Below are 16493 nucleotides of genomic sequence, written 5' to 3'. Positions count from 1 at the left end.
TTGAAATCTAATTTAGAATTTCTTTTTCCATTCTTCATAATCTAGTAATGTTTGATCGTGAGTAGGAGGATAGAGACCTATAATGGTTTGGCCTTCGGCTACTTTTTCTAGAACAAAATTTTCAAAGCGAGTCATTTCAATACATTCATCAGCCACTTCATCTACAATATGAGCCGGAATGACCATGATACCATCGTCATCACCCACGAGTACATCCCCTGGAAAAACGGCAACATCTCCACAACCTATTGGTACATTAATGTCTAGCGCTTCATGCAGTGTTAAGTTTGTTGGGGCAGAAGGACGGTTATGATAGGCTGGGAAATTCAAGTTGGCAATAGAAGCCGAATCTCTAAAACCACCATCCGTTACAATTCCTGCAGCACCTCGAACCATTAAACGAGTGACTAAAATATCACCAGCAGATGCTGCCCTAGGGTCTTTACGACTATCAATGACTAGTACACTTCCTTGAGGACATGTTTCGATAGCAACTCTTTGTGGGTGATCTGCGTGTCTGAAAATATTCATTGGGTTCCGGTCTTCTCTTGCTGGAATATAGCGCAATGTAAAAGCTTCACCTACCATAGTTGGTTTTCCTGATTTTAAAGGTCTAACGTCTTGAATGGCTTGATTTTTAAACCCTTTTTTATACAAGCAACTAGCGATAGTTGGAGTGCTTATTGTTTTTAATTTTTCTCTAGTAGTTATCGATAATCCGTTCATTTTAGTTTTTTTTAAATAAATGGTGTGATAATAAATAAATATGATTATATTTGGAAACCCAAACTGGTAAACCAGTTAAGTGGTGTAAAGATACACTATTTATATAATAATGTTTTAATACGGAGTTAAAAACTAATGTTTATCTTTTAATTGGAAATTAAAAATCAATAAAAGTTATGATTATAATGAAAAAATTATTTTTCCTAAGTGTCGCTTTTTTATTGTTTTCATTCAATGGAAATGCTAAAAGTATTCAAGTAAAGAATCAAGATGAGTTGCAAGAGGCTATAAAAAATGCCGTAGCGGGTGATGAAATTGTGTTAGCAAATGGAATTTGGAAGGATATTCAAATTAAATTCATAGGTAATGGAACGGCGTTGGCTCCTATTGTTTTGCGAGCTGAAACAATGGGGAAAGTTACCATTGAAGGAGTTTCTGACTTAAAACTTGGTGGTACTTATCTTGAGGTTTCAGGATTGTATTTTAAAAATGGATATACTCCTTCGGCAACAGTGATTGATTTTCATATTGATAAAAAAAATATTGCGAATCATTGTAAAGTAACTCAATGTGTGATAGAAGATTTTACGCAATTAAATAGAGTTAGAGAGGATCATTGGGTAGAATTGTGGGGGAGAAACAATCAGTTAGATCATTGTTACATTACAGGGAAGTCAAACCAAGGGCCAACGGTTATGATTATTTTAAAAGGGAATGAATCAATTAATAATCACCACCAAATTACAAATAATCATTTTGGTCCACGCCCAAGAAAAGGAGGTCCTCATGGAGAAACAATTCAGATAGGGGATAGTGGCACTTCGATGGCTCCTTCTTATACTTTAATATCAAATAATTTTTTCGAAAGATGTGATGGAGAAGTTGAAATTATTTCGAATAAATCCAATTTCAATGAATATAGAAATAATATTTTTTACAAATCAGAAGGTTCACTAGTGTTGCGTCATGGTAACTACTGTACTATCGATGGGAACATTTTTATTGGTGACGAAAACTCTGACTTCATGGGAGGTGTGCGTGTAGTGAATACAGGTCATTGGATCACAAATAATTATTTTTACAAAATCAAAGGGGAAGAATTCCGTAGTGCATTGGCAGTAATGAATGGTGTGCCAAAATCACCGTTAAATCGATACAACCAAGTAACCGATGCAGTGATTGCCTATAATACTTTTGTGGATTGTATTACGCCTTGGCAATTTAGTGTGGGGGCAAATATGAATAAAAGTGATGTCTTGCCAGTTCAAGAAATTCGTTCAGCAAGGCCAGAGAGAATTGTAGTGGCAAATAATATTATTTACAATGAAAAGGCAAATGATTTCCCTGTAAAAGCCTATGATAAAGTAGATGGTGTTTTATTTAAAAACAATGTTTTAAACAGTCCAAATAACAGTGATGTTAAAGACAAAGGAATTCAAACTGAAAATATCAGCGTTACTAAAATTTCTGACTGGCTGTACGTTCCTACGGTAAATCAAACAGCAGTGTATAATGGATTTGATTTTGCAAATATCAAAAAAGATCTTTTTGGAACCAATAGAGCAACTGCAAACGCAACTGGTGCTATTGTTTTGCCTATAAATAATAAAGGAATTATAGATGTTGCATCGTATGGAGCAAATTGGTTTCCAATAAAAAAAGTTGTAGAAACGCCAAAAACAATACAAGTAGGCTCTGCAAAAGAGTTAGTAAGTGTACTGGAAAAAGCGAGTGCAGGAACTATTATTGAATTGAAAAAAGGAATGTATGTGTTGAGTAATTCATTAGTAATTAATAAATCAGTTACGATTAAGTCCAAAGATGAAAAATCTAAAGCAATTCTTGTGTATAAAGGACAAAGTAAAAGTCCTGCTTTTTTAATGGAACCAAAAGGAAATTTAAGATTAGAAAATGTTGTATTAAAAGGAGAAAAAGAACAATATGCTTTTGCAACCTTAGAAAAAAACATGAAAAGTGCCTATAATTTATGGGTAATCAATGTTGAAATTAATGAATTTGATACGGTATTGAATGCGTATAAAGATGCATTCGCTGATACGATCTCGATTGATAATTCGATTATTAAAAACTGTAAGAGAGGAATTCGTTTAGCAGATGAAAATGACGATCTAGGAGAATACAACGCAGAGTTTGTCTATATCAATAATACTAAGTTTGATGCAATACAATCGAGTGTTTTAGATTACTACCGTGGTGGTTATGACGAATCAACCATTGGTGGGAATTTACTTTTTGATAATAATACGGTTACAAATTCTGGAAAAGAGGAGCCAACAGGTATTCTAGTTAAGACTAGAGGTATTGTTAATGTGTCTGTTTCTAAAAATACATTCACTAATAATCCAGTTAAATTGATTGCATTGTTGTGGGGAGAAAAAGGGCAAGCTCCAAAAGAAAATAACATCAAGAATTCAGGGGAGTTTAAAATAGAAGAAAATTTAAAACAGAAAATGATGTATTAAGGTTGAAGGTTAAATTGGTTTTTTGGTTAGAAGGATTTCTGTGCAAACAGGGATCCTTTTTTTATATAAACCAATGGTAATTGTGAAATACTGTATTAGAATTCAACTTTAAAATAGCAATAAATACATATTTTAGATTAAATTTGATATTCCTTAATTGTGACATTATACTAATTTAAACTATATGGACGCAACTTCATCAATTTCAAAAGTTCTTCAGTGGGGAATTATAGGCTGTGGTAATGTAACCGAAGTAAAAAGCGGTCCTGCTTATCAAAAAGTAGTAGGATTTGAATTACTAGCTGTGATGCGTCGTGATGCCGAAAAATGTGCTGATTATGCTCAGAGACATGGAGTAAAAAAGCAGTATAATGATGCTGATGCTTTAATCAATGATCCAGAAATAGATGCTATTTATATTGCAACTCCTCCTGATTCACATAAATATTATGCGTTAAAAGTAGTAGCAGCAGGAAAGCCTTGTTGTATTGAAAAACCAATGGCACCTAATTATAAAGATAGTTTGATTATTTATAATGCTTTCGCAGAAAAAGGAATCCCTTTGTTTGTTGCTTACTATCGTCGTTCTTTACCTCGTTTTGAACAAGTAAAAAAATGGATTGATGAAAATCAAATAGGAACAATAAGACACATTGGTTGGCATTTGAGTAAGTCAACATCACCTGAAGATTTATCTGGTGAATACAATTGGCGAACCGATGCAGAAATTGCTAAAGGAGGTTATTTTGATGATTTAGCGAGCCACGGTATGAATTTGTTTGAATTTATTTTGGGTGATATAATAAAGGTTTCGGGTTTCAACACAAATCAGCAAGGATTATATACCGCTAAAGATGCCATTGTAGCATCATGGATTCATGAATCAGGCGTGACAGGTACAGGAAGTTGGAATTTTGGTAGTGCAACACGTGAGGATAACGTGGAAATTATTGGGAGTAAAGGGAAAATTGAATTTGCTGTTTTTGACGAAAGTCCGATATTTCTAACTAATGAAAAAGGAAAAACAGAGCATTTTATTAATCATCCTGAAAATGTACAATTTTATCATGTTCAAAATATGAGAGACCATCTTTTAGGAAATATTACTCATCCATCAACAGGGAAGTCAGCATTACATACGAGTTGGGTTTTAGATAAAATTTTAGCACTTTAATATCAATTTTTATTTTCATATCACGTTTTTTTTGTAATTAGTTGTTTTTTAACTTGTTAATTCGTAGTTTTAATGACTTTAAAATAAAAAATTATTTGATATTTATAGGCTTTCTCTTTTTTAAGATGTTTGAGAAAGTAAAAAGAGGCTGTATCACAATTAGTGAAATAGCCTCTTTTTTTTATTTGGGGCTCTTGTTGAAAACAGAGCCATAAATATTCAATTCTCAATGTATAGTTTTTAGTATTGAGACTTCTTATGGTAAATAATAAATATAACCAAAGTTAAGCCAAACTAACCAGTCGTTAGCTTTATTCTCTTTGTAAATCTCTGGATTGGGATTTAAGCCGTCAACCCAATCAGAGAAAAAGTACTGAAATCTTAAATCAACCATTAAATCTTGTAAAGGGTTCAGCTTATAACGAGTTCCTACACTACTAACAATGGACCAAACGGTATTACTTTCTGTAGAAAATCCATTAAGATGATCATCAGTTGGTGTTAAAAATTTGGGGTAAGTAGTCAATGTTGTTCCTAAGGGACCTAAAGTGGAATAGGCTTTTGCATTATAAGAACTGAATTGTGCTCCAAGGCTTATAAATGGACTAAAATTAGCTGTTTCAATTTCAAAATCGTAAATATTTAAAGGGAAATATTCTAGTTGTATTCCAATGTTGGTTAGTTGTGAGCTTCCTTTCATAGCTCTTAATTGGTCAGCTTCTAGGGATTTTCGGTCTGATGCAACCCATTTTCCATAGTGGTCAAAGTTGGTTTTACTGTAAGATAGCTCTGTTCTTAATTTAAAATGATCATTAAAGTACGTTTTTGGGGTGTATTGCTCAGTTTTAGAGTCATATAAAAAGTTCATAAAGTGAACGATACCAATACCTATTCCCGTGTTTCCAGTATTTGTTTTTAAATCATGACGTTCTCCATAGTCAGATTGAAAGGCAACAGGACCAGTAATAATTCCAATTTCATGGGAAAAACCAAATTGAGCAATTGTTTTATGAGAAAACACTAATAAAACAAGTAATGTATAAAGGAAGTATTTGGGCATTTTACTAAAATTTCAAGTGTCGACAAAGATATAAAATACTAAGCATCAATTAATTTTAAATCTTTAAAATATGATGGTTTTTTTAATGTAACCAAAATGATAATTCTATAAATTTCATAAACTTAAATCAAAGAAAGTTTTTTATAAATGTATATTTGTAATATAGCAATCAGAACTATTTACTTACTGTTCTTAATTTAATAATTATGTCAAAAAGTATTGAAGAATTTATCAAAGGTGTTACTCTTAAGAATCCCAATGAACCTGAATTTTTACAGGCAGTTTATGAAGTTGCAGAGGCCGTAATTCCATTTATAGAAGATAACGAGAAATATCAAAATAAAATGTTGTTAGAAAGAATGGTTGAGTCTGAAAGAACGATTATTTTTAGAGTAACATGGATTGATGATAAAGGATTGACTCAGATAAATAGAGGATTTAGAATACAAATGAATTCGGCAATTGGTCCCTATAAAGGAGGACTTCGATTTCATCCTTCTGTAAATTTAAGCATTTTGAAATTTTTAGCCTTTGAGCAAACCTTTAAAAATAGTTTAACGACCTTGCCTATGGGCGGAGGTAAAGGAGGTTCTGATTTTGACCCTAAGGGGAAATCAGATAATGAAGTGATGCGTTTTTGTCAAAGTTTTATGATTGAATTGTCTAAGCATATAGGTGCTGATACCGATGTTCCAGCTGGAGATATAGGAGTTGGAGCACGAGAAATAGGGTATTTGTTTGGACAATATAAAAGGTTAAAAAATGAGTTTACAGGTGTCTTGACTGGTAAAGGAATATCGTATGGAGGTTCTTTAGTTAGGCCAGAAGCTACAGGATATGGAGCCGTTTATTTTGCTCAAAGTATGCTAGCTACAAAAGGAGATAGTGTAAAAGGGAAGGTTTTTGTAATATCAGGCTCAGGAAATGTGGCGCAATATGCAACCGAAAAAGCAACTCAATTAGGAGGAAAAGTAGTGACCATGTCTGATTCAGGAGGGTATATATATGATGCAGATGGAATTAATGCAGAAAAATTAGCTCATGTGATGTATATTAAAAATCAGCTAAGAGGTAGGATAAGTGAGTATGTGAATAAATATCCTAAGGCAAAATATGTTGCTGATTTACGCCCATGGAAAGTGAAATGTGATGTTGCGATGCCCTGTGCAACTCAGAATGAAATTAATGAAATTGATGCAAAAGCGCTAGTAGATGGAGGCTGTATTTGTGTAGCTGAAGGAGCTAATATGCCTACAACCATTGAAGCTTTGATCGTTTTTCAAAAAGAAAAAATATTATTTTCACCTGGTAAAGCTTCAAATGCTGGTGGAGTAGCTACTTCCGGATTAGAAATGTCGCAAAATTCGTTACGATTAAATTGGACAGCAGAGGAAGTAGATGAAAAATTAAAGGCAATAATGTCGTCGATTCATGCTTCATGTGTTCAATATGGCTCTGACGGAACGGGTTATGTTGATTATGTAAAAGGAGCCAATGTAGCGGGTTTTGTAAAAGTTGCTGACGCTATGCTAGCACAAGGAGTCGTTTAATCTTCTTGAATGAATTAGCCTTCTTTATGATTCTCTAATAATATAGTGAACATAAAGGAGGCTTTTTTTTGTCGTTTCAAATTCGATGCTAATCTTTATCTTATATTTGTGACCTTAAATAGAATGGAATAATGAAAAAAGTATTTTTAAGTTTGTTATTGCTAATGATGCAAATGAGTTTTTCTCAAAATAATTTGTCTTGGCAAGGATATTTTTCATATAATGAAATTAGAGATATATCGGTAAGTGCAACTTCAATTGTTACGGCTTCAGAAAATGCTCTATTTTCGATAAATTCGATTTCACACGAAATCAAAACGACTACAACTGTTGATGGACTTCCTGGAGAATCAATCAGTGCGGTGTATTATAGTCCTGCATTTAATAAAACACTCATTGGTTATCAAACAGGTCTGATGACGGTTGTTAATGAATCTGATGGTAAGATTCTTAAAGTAGTTGATGTCCTTAATAAAGCACTTCCTTCAGGAATAAAAAAAATCAATCACTTTATGGAATATGAAGGAATCGTATATGTTTCCTGTGATTTTGGAATTGTGCAGTTTAATTTGAATACAATGCTTTTTGGGGATACTTATTTTATTGGTGATAATGGTGCCGAAATTAGCGTGACTCAAACTGCTGTTTATAATGGATATTTATTTGCTTCAACGATTAATGGTATAAGAAGAGCTCCTGTTGTTAGTAAAAATTTAATAGATTTTAATCAATGGCAGCAAGTAGGTTCTGGAGGTTGGGTTGGAGTCGAACCTTTAGGGGGAGAATTATTTGCTATTAATACATCAGGGACAATTCATAGATACGATGGGAATATTTTTGTAAATGTCAAAGATATTAATCACAATATAAATGATATACGAGCAGTGGGTGACTATCTTTTGATAACAGGTTCAAGTAGTGTGTATGTTTATGACAAGCAACTAGTTTTAATTCGACAGATCGATAGTAATCAAATTTCTGATGTAAGTCCTAGTTTTGTTTGTGCAACGATAATTGGAGATAAAATTTATTTGGGTACGAAAGAAAATGGATTATATACAACGTCAATTAGTTCGATTACTAGTTTTGAGAATGTAACCCCTTCAGGTCCTTCAAGAAATAGTGTGTTTTCTATTGATGTGACTCCTAATGTTCTTTGGGCAGTATATGGTGATTATGATATCTATTATAATCCATATGATTTAGATAGTTATGGCGTAAGTAAATTTAATTCAAGTGGATGGTTAAATATACCATATGATAAGGTTCTTGGAGCAAAGTCACTTTCGAAAATAATAGTAAACCCTTATAACGAAAAAGAAGTCTATGCGAGTTCTTTTTTTTCAGGTTTGTTGAAAATAGTCGATGATGTTCCTAGTATTCTGTTTAACGAAAAAAATAGTGGACTGGAGAGTTTGACTTTTATTAGTCCTACTTATATTGATGTTCGAATTAATGGTTCAGCATTTGATAAAGCTGGAAATTTATGGGTTAATAATAGTTTGGTCAAAAATGGATTGAAAGTTTTGCGCGCTAATGGTGATTGGCAACGTTTTTCAACCTTTGAAATCTTAGGGAATACTGATCGTAAAAATTTTAATCGAATAACTATCGATAAAAATGATGTAAAATGGATTGCTTCAGATGGTGGTTTGTTGGGTTTTGACGATAAGATGAATGTTTTTAAAAAAATAACTTTTGGGGAATCTTTAGGAAATTTACCTTCGGATTATGTTACGGTTCCTGTGCTAGATAAAAACAACCAGCTCTGGATTGGTACCTTAAAAGGTTTAAGAGTCTTATCAAATGTGAATAGTTTTAAAACGGAAGATCAAATGAGAGCCGAACCAATTATTATTTTAGAAGATGGTCTTGCTCAGGAATTAATGTATGAGCAATTCATTACTGATATAGTAGTAGATGGAGCTAATAACAAATGGATTGCAACAGCTGATTCAGGTATCTTTTTTGTGTCTTCTGATGGTCAAAAAACAATATATCATTTTACTACAAATAACTCTCCGTTGCCAAGTAATACGATAAATGACGTTGCAATAAATGATGCTACAGGAGAGGTGTTTTTTGCAACTATAAAAGGGTTGGTTTCTTTTAAAGGTATAGCAACTAAGGCTAGTTCTGATTTGAGTAATGCCTATGTGTATCCTAATCCTGTAAGGCCAGGTTATCAAGGAACGGTTAAGATCGCTGGTTTAATCGATAAAGCAAATGTTAAAATAACTGATATTGAAGGGAATTTAGTGTTTGAAACAATATCTGAAGGAGGAACTATCGAGTGGGATACTACTGCTTTTGGAAAACACAAAGTAGCTTCAGGGGTGTACATGATTTTTATTTCTGCTGAAGATGGGGTGGAGACTAAGGTGAAAAAAGTAATGATTGTTCGTTAATAATTTAGGTTTAGAGTGAGAGCGATTAAAATAATAATCAATGTTAGTTAAAACTAAGGCAATTGTCATTTCATCCTTAAAATTTCAAGAGAAAAGTTTGATTGTCAAATGTTTTACGCACTCTAGCGGGCTAAAATCTTACTTTGTTCGAAATGCTTTTTCGGGTCGAAAGGTCAATCAAAAAATTGCGTACTTTCAACCGCTTTCTATTTTAGAGATTGAGGCAGTTCATAAAAATAAAGGAACTTTAGAAAATTTTAAAGAAATTAAATTAAGCACTCCCTTTCAAACCATTCATTCTGATATTTACAAGAGTACAATGGTGTTGTTTTTGTCCGAAGTTCTTTATCATTCGATACATGAAGAAGAAAAAAATGAACCGCTTTTTGATTTCCTTGAAACAGCTTTGTTATGGTTAGATCATCATGACGAAATAGCTAATTTTCATCTTATTTTATTGTTAGAAGTGACTAAATATTTGGGTTTTTACCCTGATATTTTAAATATTGACATGCCTTTTTTCGAAATGAGAGAAGGGAATTTTACTCCTTTTATTGGAGTAGATACATTGACAGAACATCAAACGAGTTTGTTTCGAAAATTAATTAACTTAAAATTTGATAACAATGAAAAGGTTTTTCATGTTTTGGAACGTCAAATTATTTTGAAGATTTTAATGGATTATTATAGATTTCATTTGGATGGTTTTAGAAATCCAAAATCATTAGAAGTCTTGAAAGAGGTTTTCTCTTAAACTATTTCCCGTTTCTACATTTTTAAAAATACTAAAATCGTAAACTTTTACCTTTTGCCTTTTGCCTGTTTATTATAAATGACTACTTTCGCAAATTGATTAAAGAAAAGGACAAAATGAGCTCAAAATTTACTGAATACAAAGGACTTGACTTGCCAAAAGTGGCCTCAGAAGTACTTGATTTTTGGAAAGAAAAAAACATATTTGAAAAAAGTGTAACAACAAGAGAAGGTGCTGAACCTTTCGTGTTTTTTGAAGGGCCTCCTTCGGCCAATGGATTACCTGGGATTCACCACGTAATGGCTCGTGCTATTAAAGATATTTTTTGTAGATATAAAACTCAAAAAGGTTTCCAAGTTAAGCGTAAAGCGGGTTGGGATACGCATGGCCTACCTGTAGAATTAGGTACTGAGAAAGAACTTGGGATTACAAAAGAAGATATTGGGAAAACAATTTCAGTGTCTGAATATAACGAAGCCTGTAAAAAAACAGTAATGCGTTATACAGATGTATGGAATGATTTGACCGAAAAAATGGGGTATTGGGTAGATATGGAAGATCCCTATATTACTTATAAATCCAAATACATGGAATCGGTTTGGTGGTTGTTAAAGCAAATCTATAATAAGGATTTGATGTACAAAGGCTATACGATCCAACCGTATTCTCCAAAAGCAGGAACAGGATTGTCTTCGCATGAGGTAAATCAACCTGGTTCTTATCGCGATGTGACCGATACTACGATTGTAGCACAATTCAAAACAATTTCGGAAACCTTGCCAAGATTTTTAGAAGGTTTTGGAACTATTCATATTTTGGCTTGGACAACTACTCCTTGGACATTACCAAGTAATACCGCTTTAACAGTTGGTTCAAAAATAGATTATGTTTTGGTGAAAACCTTCAATCAATATACTTTCGAGCCAGTCAATGTGGTTTTAGCTAAGAATTTAGTTGGAAAACAATTCGGGAAAGGATTTTTTGCGAGTGAAGAAGCTTCGGATTTTGAAAACTACAAAGCAGGAGACAAAAAAATCCCATACCAAATTATTGCTGAAGCAAAAGGTGCTGACTTAGTGGGTATTCGCTACGAGCAATTATTGCCTTTGGCTTTGCCATACCAAAATCCAGAAAATGCTTTTAGAGTGATTTCAGGAGATTTTGTAACTACTGAAGATGGAACTGGAATTGTACATACTGCGCCAACCTTTGGAGCAGATGATGCTAAAGTAGCCAAAGAAGCCACTCCAGAAGTACCGCCATTATTGATTTTGGATGCGGATGGAACACCTGTTCCATTGGTAGATTTACAAGGTAAATTTATCGAAGGTTTGGGTGAATACTCTGGAAAATACGTTAAAAATGAATATTATAACGAGGGCGAAGCTCCAGAGCGTTCTGTGGATGTCGAGATTGCTATTCGATTAAAAGAAGAAAATAAAGCCTTTAAGGTGGAGAAATACGTGCACAGTTACCCCCATTGTTGGAGAACTGATAAACCTATTTTATATTATCCATTGGACTCTTGGTTTATCGAAATTACCAAAGTTCGGGATCGTATGTTCGACTTGAACGAAACTATCAACTGGAAGCCAAAAGCAACAGGTGAAGGACGTTTTGGGAACTGGTTGAAAAATGCTAACGACTGGAATTTATCTCGTTCTAGATATTGGGGAATTCCGTTGCCAATTTGGAGAACCGAAGACAAACAAGAAGAAATCTTGATTGGTTCAGTCGAAGAATTGTACAACGAAATTGAAAAAGCGATTGCAGCTGGAGTACAAAAAGAAAATCCTTTTAAAGGATTTGAAATTGGAAACATGGCAGAATCAAATTATGATTTAATCGATTTGCATAAAAATGTGGTCGATGCCATTACCTTAGTTTCCGCTTCAGGCAAACCAATGAAACGGGAAGCCGATTTGATTGATGTTTGGTTTGATTCGGGTGCAATGCCGTATGCTCAATGGCATTATCCATTTGAAAACAAAGAAAAAATAGATGGAAATCAAGATTTTCCAGCGAACTTTATAGCCGAAGGAGTAGATCAAACACGTGGATGGTTTTACACGTTACATGCTATTGGAACTTTGGTTTTTGATAAAATCGCCTATAAAAATGTTGTTTCGAATGGTTTGGTTTTGGATAAGAATGGACAAAAAATGTCCAAACGTCTTGGTAATGCTGTAGATCCATTTGTAACTTTGGCTGAATATGGACCTGATGCTACGCGTTGGTATATGATTTCGAATGCCAATCCTTGGGACAACTTGAAGTTTGACTTAGAAGGAATTGCTGAGGTGCGTCGTAAATTCTTTGGAACCCTTTATAATACGTATTCATTCTTTAGTTTGTATGCAAATATAGATGGATTCAAATATGATGAAGCTGAGGTTCCAATGAATGAAAGACCAGAAATAGACCAATGGATTATTTCTGAATTGAACACTCTTGTAAAAGATGTTGATGGTTTTTATGCTGATTACGAACCTACAAAAGCTGCTCGTGCTATCTCAGATTTTGTTCAAGAAAATCTCAGTAACTGGTACGTTCGTTTGTGTCGTCGTCGTTTCTGGAAAGGGGAATACGCACAAGATAAAATTGCAGCTTATCAAACACTTTATACCTGTTTGTTAACGGTAAGTAAATTGAGTGCTCCTATTGCGCCATTCTTTATGGATAAACTTTACAAAGACTTAACAAACGCAACACAATCAGAACAATTTGACAGTGTACATTTGTCGGAATTTCCAAAATACGTTGAAAACTTTGTTGATAAATCACTAGAGAGCAAAATGCAGAAAGCACAGACCATCTCTTCATTGGTTTTATCCCTTAGAAAAAAGGAAATGATTAAGGTACGTCAACCTTTGCAAAAAGTAATGATTCCAGTACTTGACAACAATCAACGATTAGAAATTGAAGCAATTTCAGACCTGATTATGGCTGAGGTAAACGTGAAAGAAATTCAGCTTTTAGATGATGGTTCAGGCGTTTTAGTTAAACAAATAAAGCCTAACTTTAAGACCTTAGGACCTCGTTTCGGGAAAGATATGGGTTTGATTTCCAAAAGGATACAGGTTTTTACTGCGGATGAGATTAGCCAAATGGAGCGCGAGGGAAGTCTAATAGTTGAAATTGCGGGGAATGCCGTAACTTTAACATTGGAAGATGTGGAGATTAGTTCTCAAGATATTGAGGGTTGGTTGGTAGCTAATTCGAACGGAATTACAGTGGCTTTGGATATTGTGATTTCACCTGAATTGAAAAGTGAAGGAATTTCAAGAGAATTGGTCAATAGAATTCAAAACATTAGGAAAGATTCTGGCTTTGAAGTAACCGATAAGATTAAGGTACATTTGCAAAATAACAGTCTTTTAGAAGAAGCTGTAAATGGAAATCTAAATTATATTAAATCAGAAACATTGACAGAAGACTTGGTTTTTGAAGAAAATATAAAAAATGGCATTGAAATTGAGTTTGATGATATAAAAACAATAATAATGATTACTAAATAATAAGGGTATGATTGATGAAGCTACACGATACTCAGACGCTGATTTAGCGGAGTTCAAAGAAATTATTTTAAATAAAATAGATAAAGCACAGGCTGATTTAGATTTGATCAAAAGCGCCTATATGAATGATTTGAATAATGGTACTGATGATACATCGCCAACATTCAAAGCATTTGAAGAAGGTAGTGAAACGATGTCTAAAGAGGCAAATTCACAATTGGCTATTCGTCAAGAAAAGTTTATTCGTGATTTGAAAAATGCTTTATTCCGTGTGGAAAACAAAACCTACGGAATATGTAAAGTCACAGGGAAATTGATTGGTAAAGAAAGGCTTAAAATCGTTCCTCATGCAACAATGAGTATCGAGGCGAAGAACTTGCAACGATAAAAATCAAAAAATCAATATTGAAATTCCAAATTCCAAACATAATTGCAAAATTATTGGAATTTGGAATTTAATTTTTTATAAATTCCCTATTTTTGCGCACTTAAACTTTTTAAAATGTCATTACGAAATGCGACCCTACTCATCTTCCTTATTTTGATGGTAGATCAACTGTCTAAAATATATATTAAAACTAATTTTATTTTAGGAGAGGAAGTAGAAGTTCTTAGCTGGTTTAAAATTCTCTTTGTTGAAAATGAAGGGATGGCATGGGGAACTCGTATTCCTGGGGAATATGGTAAATTGTTTTTAACAGTATTCCGCCTTTTTGCTGTTGGTGGAATAGGATATTGGCTATGGGATTCAGTAGAAAATAAACATAGCTCTAATTATTTAGTAGTTGCCATAGCATTGATTTTTGCAGGAGCACTAGGTAATATTATTGATTCAGTTTTTTACGGAGTGATTTTTGACGACAGTCATTCTCAGTTAGCCACTTTGTTTAGTGAGCAACCTTACGGAAAATGGTTTCATGGCAAAGTTGTGGATTTGTTCTATTTTCCAATTTGGCATGGAAACTTACCTACCTGGATACCTGTTTGGGGAGGTAGAGATTTTACCTTTTTCAATGCGATCTTCAATGTTGCTGATGTAGCCATTTCAACAGGAGTGGGGATTTTAATATGTTTCAATAAAAAAGCATTTCATGCGAACAACTAAGTTGTAAGCTGACTTAAAATAAAAAGACCAATTCATTGAATTGGTCTTTTGTTTTATTTGTTTTGTCCTGGAGCATATTGTTTAGCACTTTTTCCTCCATATATTTTTTTGGCTTGACCAGGAGGAAGTTCTTTTTGTTTTAATGAAGTTCCATTGGTTGTGTGTACACTGCAATTTGATAATGAAAATATTGCTAGAATTGTTAGAAGCGATATAGTGATTTTTGATATTTTAGACAAGGTCATAATGTTTTTGTTTTTGAAGGTACAAAATTTAAATTAAAAAGGATAAATATTTTTTGGTGTCACGCAATAATCAAGGGCAATATCTCCATCAAAAATATCTTCAATTATTTCTTCGGGTTCAAAGAAGGAAAGTCCGATTTTAATGGTCTCTGGTTTGCATTCAGTTAAAAATTTATCGTAAAAACCTTTGCCATAGCCTACACGATGTCCTTTTTTGTCAAAAGCTAATAAGGGAACAAAAACAACTTCTATTTTTTGTGAAGGCACTTCAATACCATCTACTGGTTCGGGTATGTTGTATTCGTTTTTTTTAATTTGGGTATTGTCAGTCAATAAAAAATGAATCATCTTTCGGTTTTCGAAGTCGGTTTTCGAAATGATAATTTCCTTGTCTTTTCCTGAAAGAAGGTGCAAAATTAATTCGGTATCTACTTCTCGTTTGTCTTCAATAGATAGGAAAATATGGAAATAAGTCTTTTCCCAAATAGGTAGCTTGAGTAAGGCATTGGCTATAGCCAAATTGTTCTCCTCAACTTCTACATCGTTGAGGTTTTGGCGTAGTGTTTTATATTTTAAACGTAAGTCTTTTTTAGTGGTTTTCATTCAAAATGCTTTTTGAGATGTGATACACGGCATCGCCTTGATATACTATTGGTGAATGGTTGGCATTAATAATGTAGCCATCATTAGGCGCTTTTATTTTTTGTTCAAATTTCCCAAAAGGATCTGTAATAGTAGCCAAGACTTCTCCTTTTTTTACAAATTGGCCAATTTTATTATGATCGTGAAGTAAACCAGAAGATTTTGCTCGTAACCAAATTGATTTGTCAATGTAGATGCTGTTTGTTTCTTTGAATTTTGGTTCGTGTTTTATGTCAAGCATATTTAAAAATGACAGAACTCTTTTGACTCCTTGTACCCCTGTTTCGGCAACAGCGTCATTGATGTCTAATGATTTTCCTCCTTCGAAAAGCAACATTTTGACATTTAATTTCTGACTCGAATTCCGGAAGGAACCTACAATGTTTTTTGAAAATAAGGTAAATGGGGCATTAAAAACATCAGCTAGAACTTTTAATTCTTCATTTCCAGGAATCAACCGAATTTGAGGTGCGTTGAAACGACTGGCGCCACCAGCATGAAAATCAATAGCATAATCCACAATGGGCATGATGTCATTTAAAATATGAAAAGCGAAACGACTGGCCAATGAACCTTTTTGCGTCCAGGAAATACACGATTCAAATCGCGTCCATCAGGAAATTGTCGTGACGTATTGATGAAACCAAACATATTAATGATGGGGATACAAATGATAGTGCCACGTTTGGGTTTGTTGATTTTCTTAGTAATCAATTGACGCACGATTTCAACGCCGTTAATTTCATCACCATGAATTCCTGCCGAAAAAAGAACCGTAGGGCCATCAATCTTAGAGCGTTGGATGATGATGGGGATTTTGAGTTTGGC

12 protein-coding genes and 1 pseudogene are annotated in these 16493 nt (G+C 33.7%); 8 read left to right on the top strand and 5 right to left on the bottom strand.

The genetic code is table 11. The features are described 5' to 3' along the window. Nucleotides 1–12: 12 nt before the first annotated feature. A complete protein-coding gene (locus WBQ70_RS01655; RefSeq protein ID WP_423909674.1) occupies nt 13–726 on the bottom strand; it encodes a ribonuclease activity regulator RraA in 714 nt (237 codons plus the stop codon). A gap of 185 nt (nt 727–911) precedes the next feature. Here WBQ70_RS01655 and WBQ70_RS01650 point away from each other — a divergent pair, with 185 nt between their 5' ends. Next, entirely contained in the window at nt 912–3209 is a 2298-nt protein-coding gene (locus tag WBQ70_RS01650) for a chondroitinase-B domain-containing protein (protein ID WP_423909671.1), read from the top strand. A 184-nt stretch (nt 3210–3393) separates the two neighbouring features. Then, nucleotides 3394–4383, top strand: coding sequence for a Gfo/Idh/MocA family protein (locus WBQ70_RS01645; protein ID WP_423909667.1), 990 nt, complete (start codon nt 3394–3396; stop codon nt 4381–4383). A gap of 256 nt (nt 4384–4639) precedes the next feature. Here the strand turns inward: WBQ70_RS01645 and WBQ70_RS01640 are convergent, their stop codons facing one another. After that, complete coding sequence (locus WBQ70_RS01640; RefSeq protein WP_423909664.1) at nt 4640–5443, bottom strand: THC0290_0291 family protein; 804 nt, start codon at nt 5441–5443, stop codon at nt 4640–4642. Nucleotides 5444–5649: 206 nt separating this feature from the next. Here WBQ70_RS01640 and gdhA point away from each other — a divergent pair, with 206 nt between their 5' ends. The 6 genes from gdhA (at nt 5650) to WBQ70_RS01610 (ending at nt 14778) form a co-directional block, all read left to right on the top strand. Next, nucleotides 5650–6993, top strand: coding sequence for an NADP-specific glutamate dehydrogenase (gdhA, locus tag WBQ70_RS01635; protein ID WP_423909662.1), 1344 nt, complete (start codon nt 5650–5652; stop codon nt 6991–6993). 131 nt (nt 6994–7124) lie between these two features. Next, on the top strand, nt 7125–9401 hold the full coding sequence (locus tag WBQ70_RS01630; RefSeq protein ID WP_423909659.1) for a T9SS type A sorting domain-containing protein: 2277 nt from the start codon (nt 7125–7127) through the stop codon (nt 9399–9401). Nucleotides 9402–9441: 40 nt separating this feature from the next. Beyond that, a complete protein-coding gene (gene recO / locus WBQ70_RS01625) occupies nt 9442–10155 on the top strand; it encodes a DNA repair protein RecO (protein ID WP_423909656.1) in 714 nt (237 codons plus the stop codon). A 116-nt stretch (nt 10156–10271) separates the two neighbouring features. Continuing rightward, the gene (gene ileS, locus WBQ70_RS01620) at nt 10272–13673 is read left to right on the top strand and encodes an isoleucine--tRNA ligase (protein ID WP_423909653.1); all 3402 of its coding nucleotides are present in this window, start codon (nt 10272–10274) and stop codon (nt 13671–13673) included. Nucleotides 13674–13680: 7 nt separating this feature from the next. Next, the gene (locus WBQ70_RS01615) at nt 13681–14061 is read left to right on the top strand and encodes a TraR/DksA family transcriptional regulator (RefSeq protein WP_423909650.1); all 381 of its coding nucleotides are present in this window, start codon (nt 13681–13683) and stop codon (nt 14059–14061) included. 114 nt (nt 14062–14175) lie between these two features. Continuing rightward, on the top strand, nt 14176–14778 hold the full coding sequence (locus tag WBQ70_RS01610; RefSeq protein WP_423909648.1) for a lipoprotein signal peptidase: 603 nt from the start codon (nt 14176–14178) through the stop codon (nt 14776–14778). Between the two features lie 53 nt (nt 14779–14831). Here WBQ70_RS01610 and WBQ70_RS01605 read toward each other — a convergent pair whose 3' ends face one another. The 3 genes and pseudogenes from WBQ70_RS01605 to WBQ70_RS01595 form a co-directional block, all read right to left on the bottom strand. Continuing rightward, entirely contained in the window at nt 14832–15023 is a 192-nt protein-coding gene (locus tag WBQ70_RS01605) for a hypothetical protein (RefSeq protein WP_423909645.1), read from the bottom strand. Between the two features lie 33 nt (nt 15024–15056). Beyond that, nucleotides 15057–15626, bottom strand: coding sequence for a 5-formyltetrahydrofolate cyclo-ligase (locus tag WBQ70_RS01600; protein ID WP_423909642.1), 570 nt, complete (start codon nt 15624–15626; stop codon nt 15057–15059). Further along, nucleotides 15613–16493: pseudogene (locus tag WBQ70_RS01595) on the bottom strand (succinylglutamate desuccinylase/aspartoacylase family protein); the annotation flags it as partial. The gene WBQ70_RS01600 and the pseudogene WBQ70_RS01595, both read right to left, overlap by 14 nt.

This window comes from Flavobacterium sp. (genome assembly GCF_049590715.1).
Classification (GTDB): domain Bacteria; phylum Bacteroidota; class Bacteroidia; order Flavobacteriales; family Flavobacteriaceae; genus Flavobacterium.
Note: the sequence above shows the minus strand (reverse complement) of the source record. Positions and strands in the feature narration are given on the sequence as shown.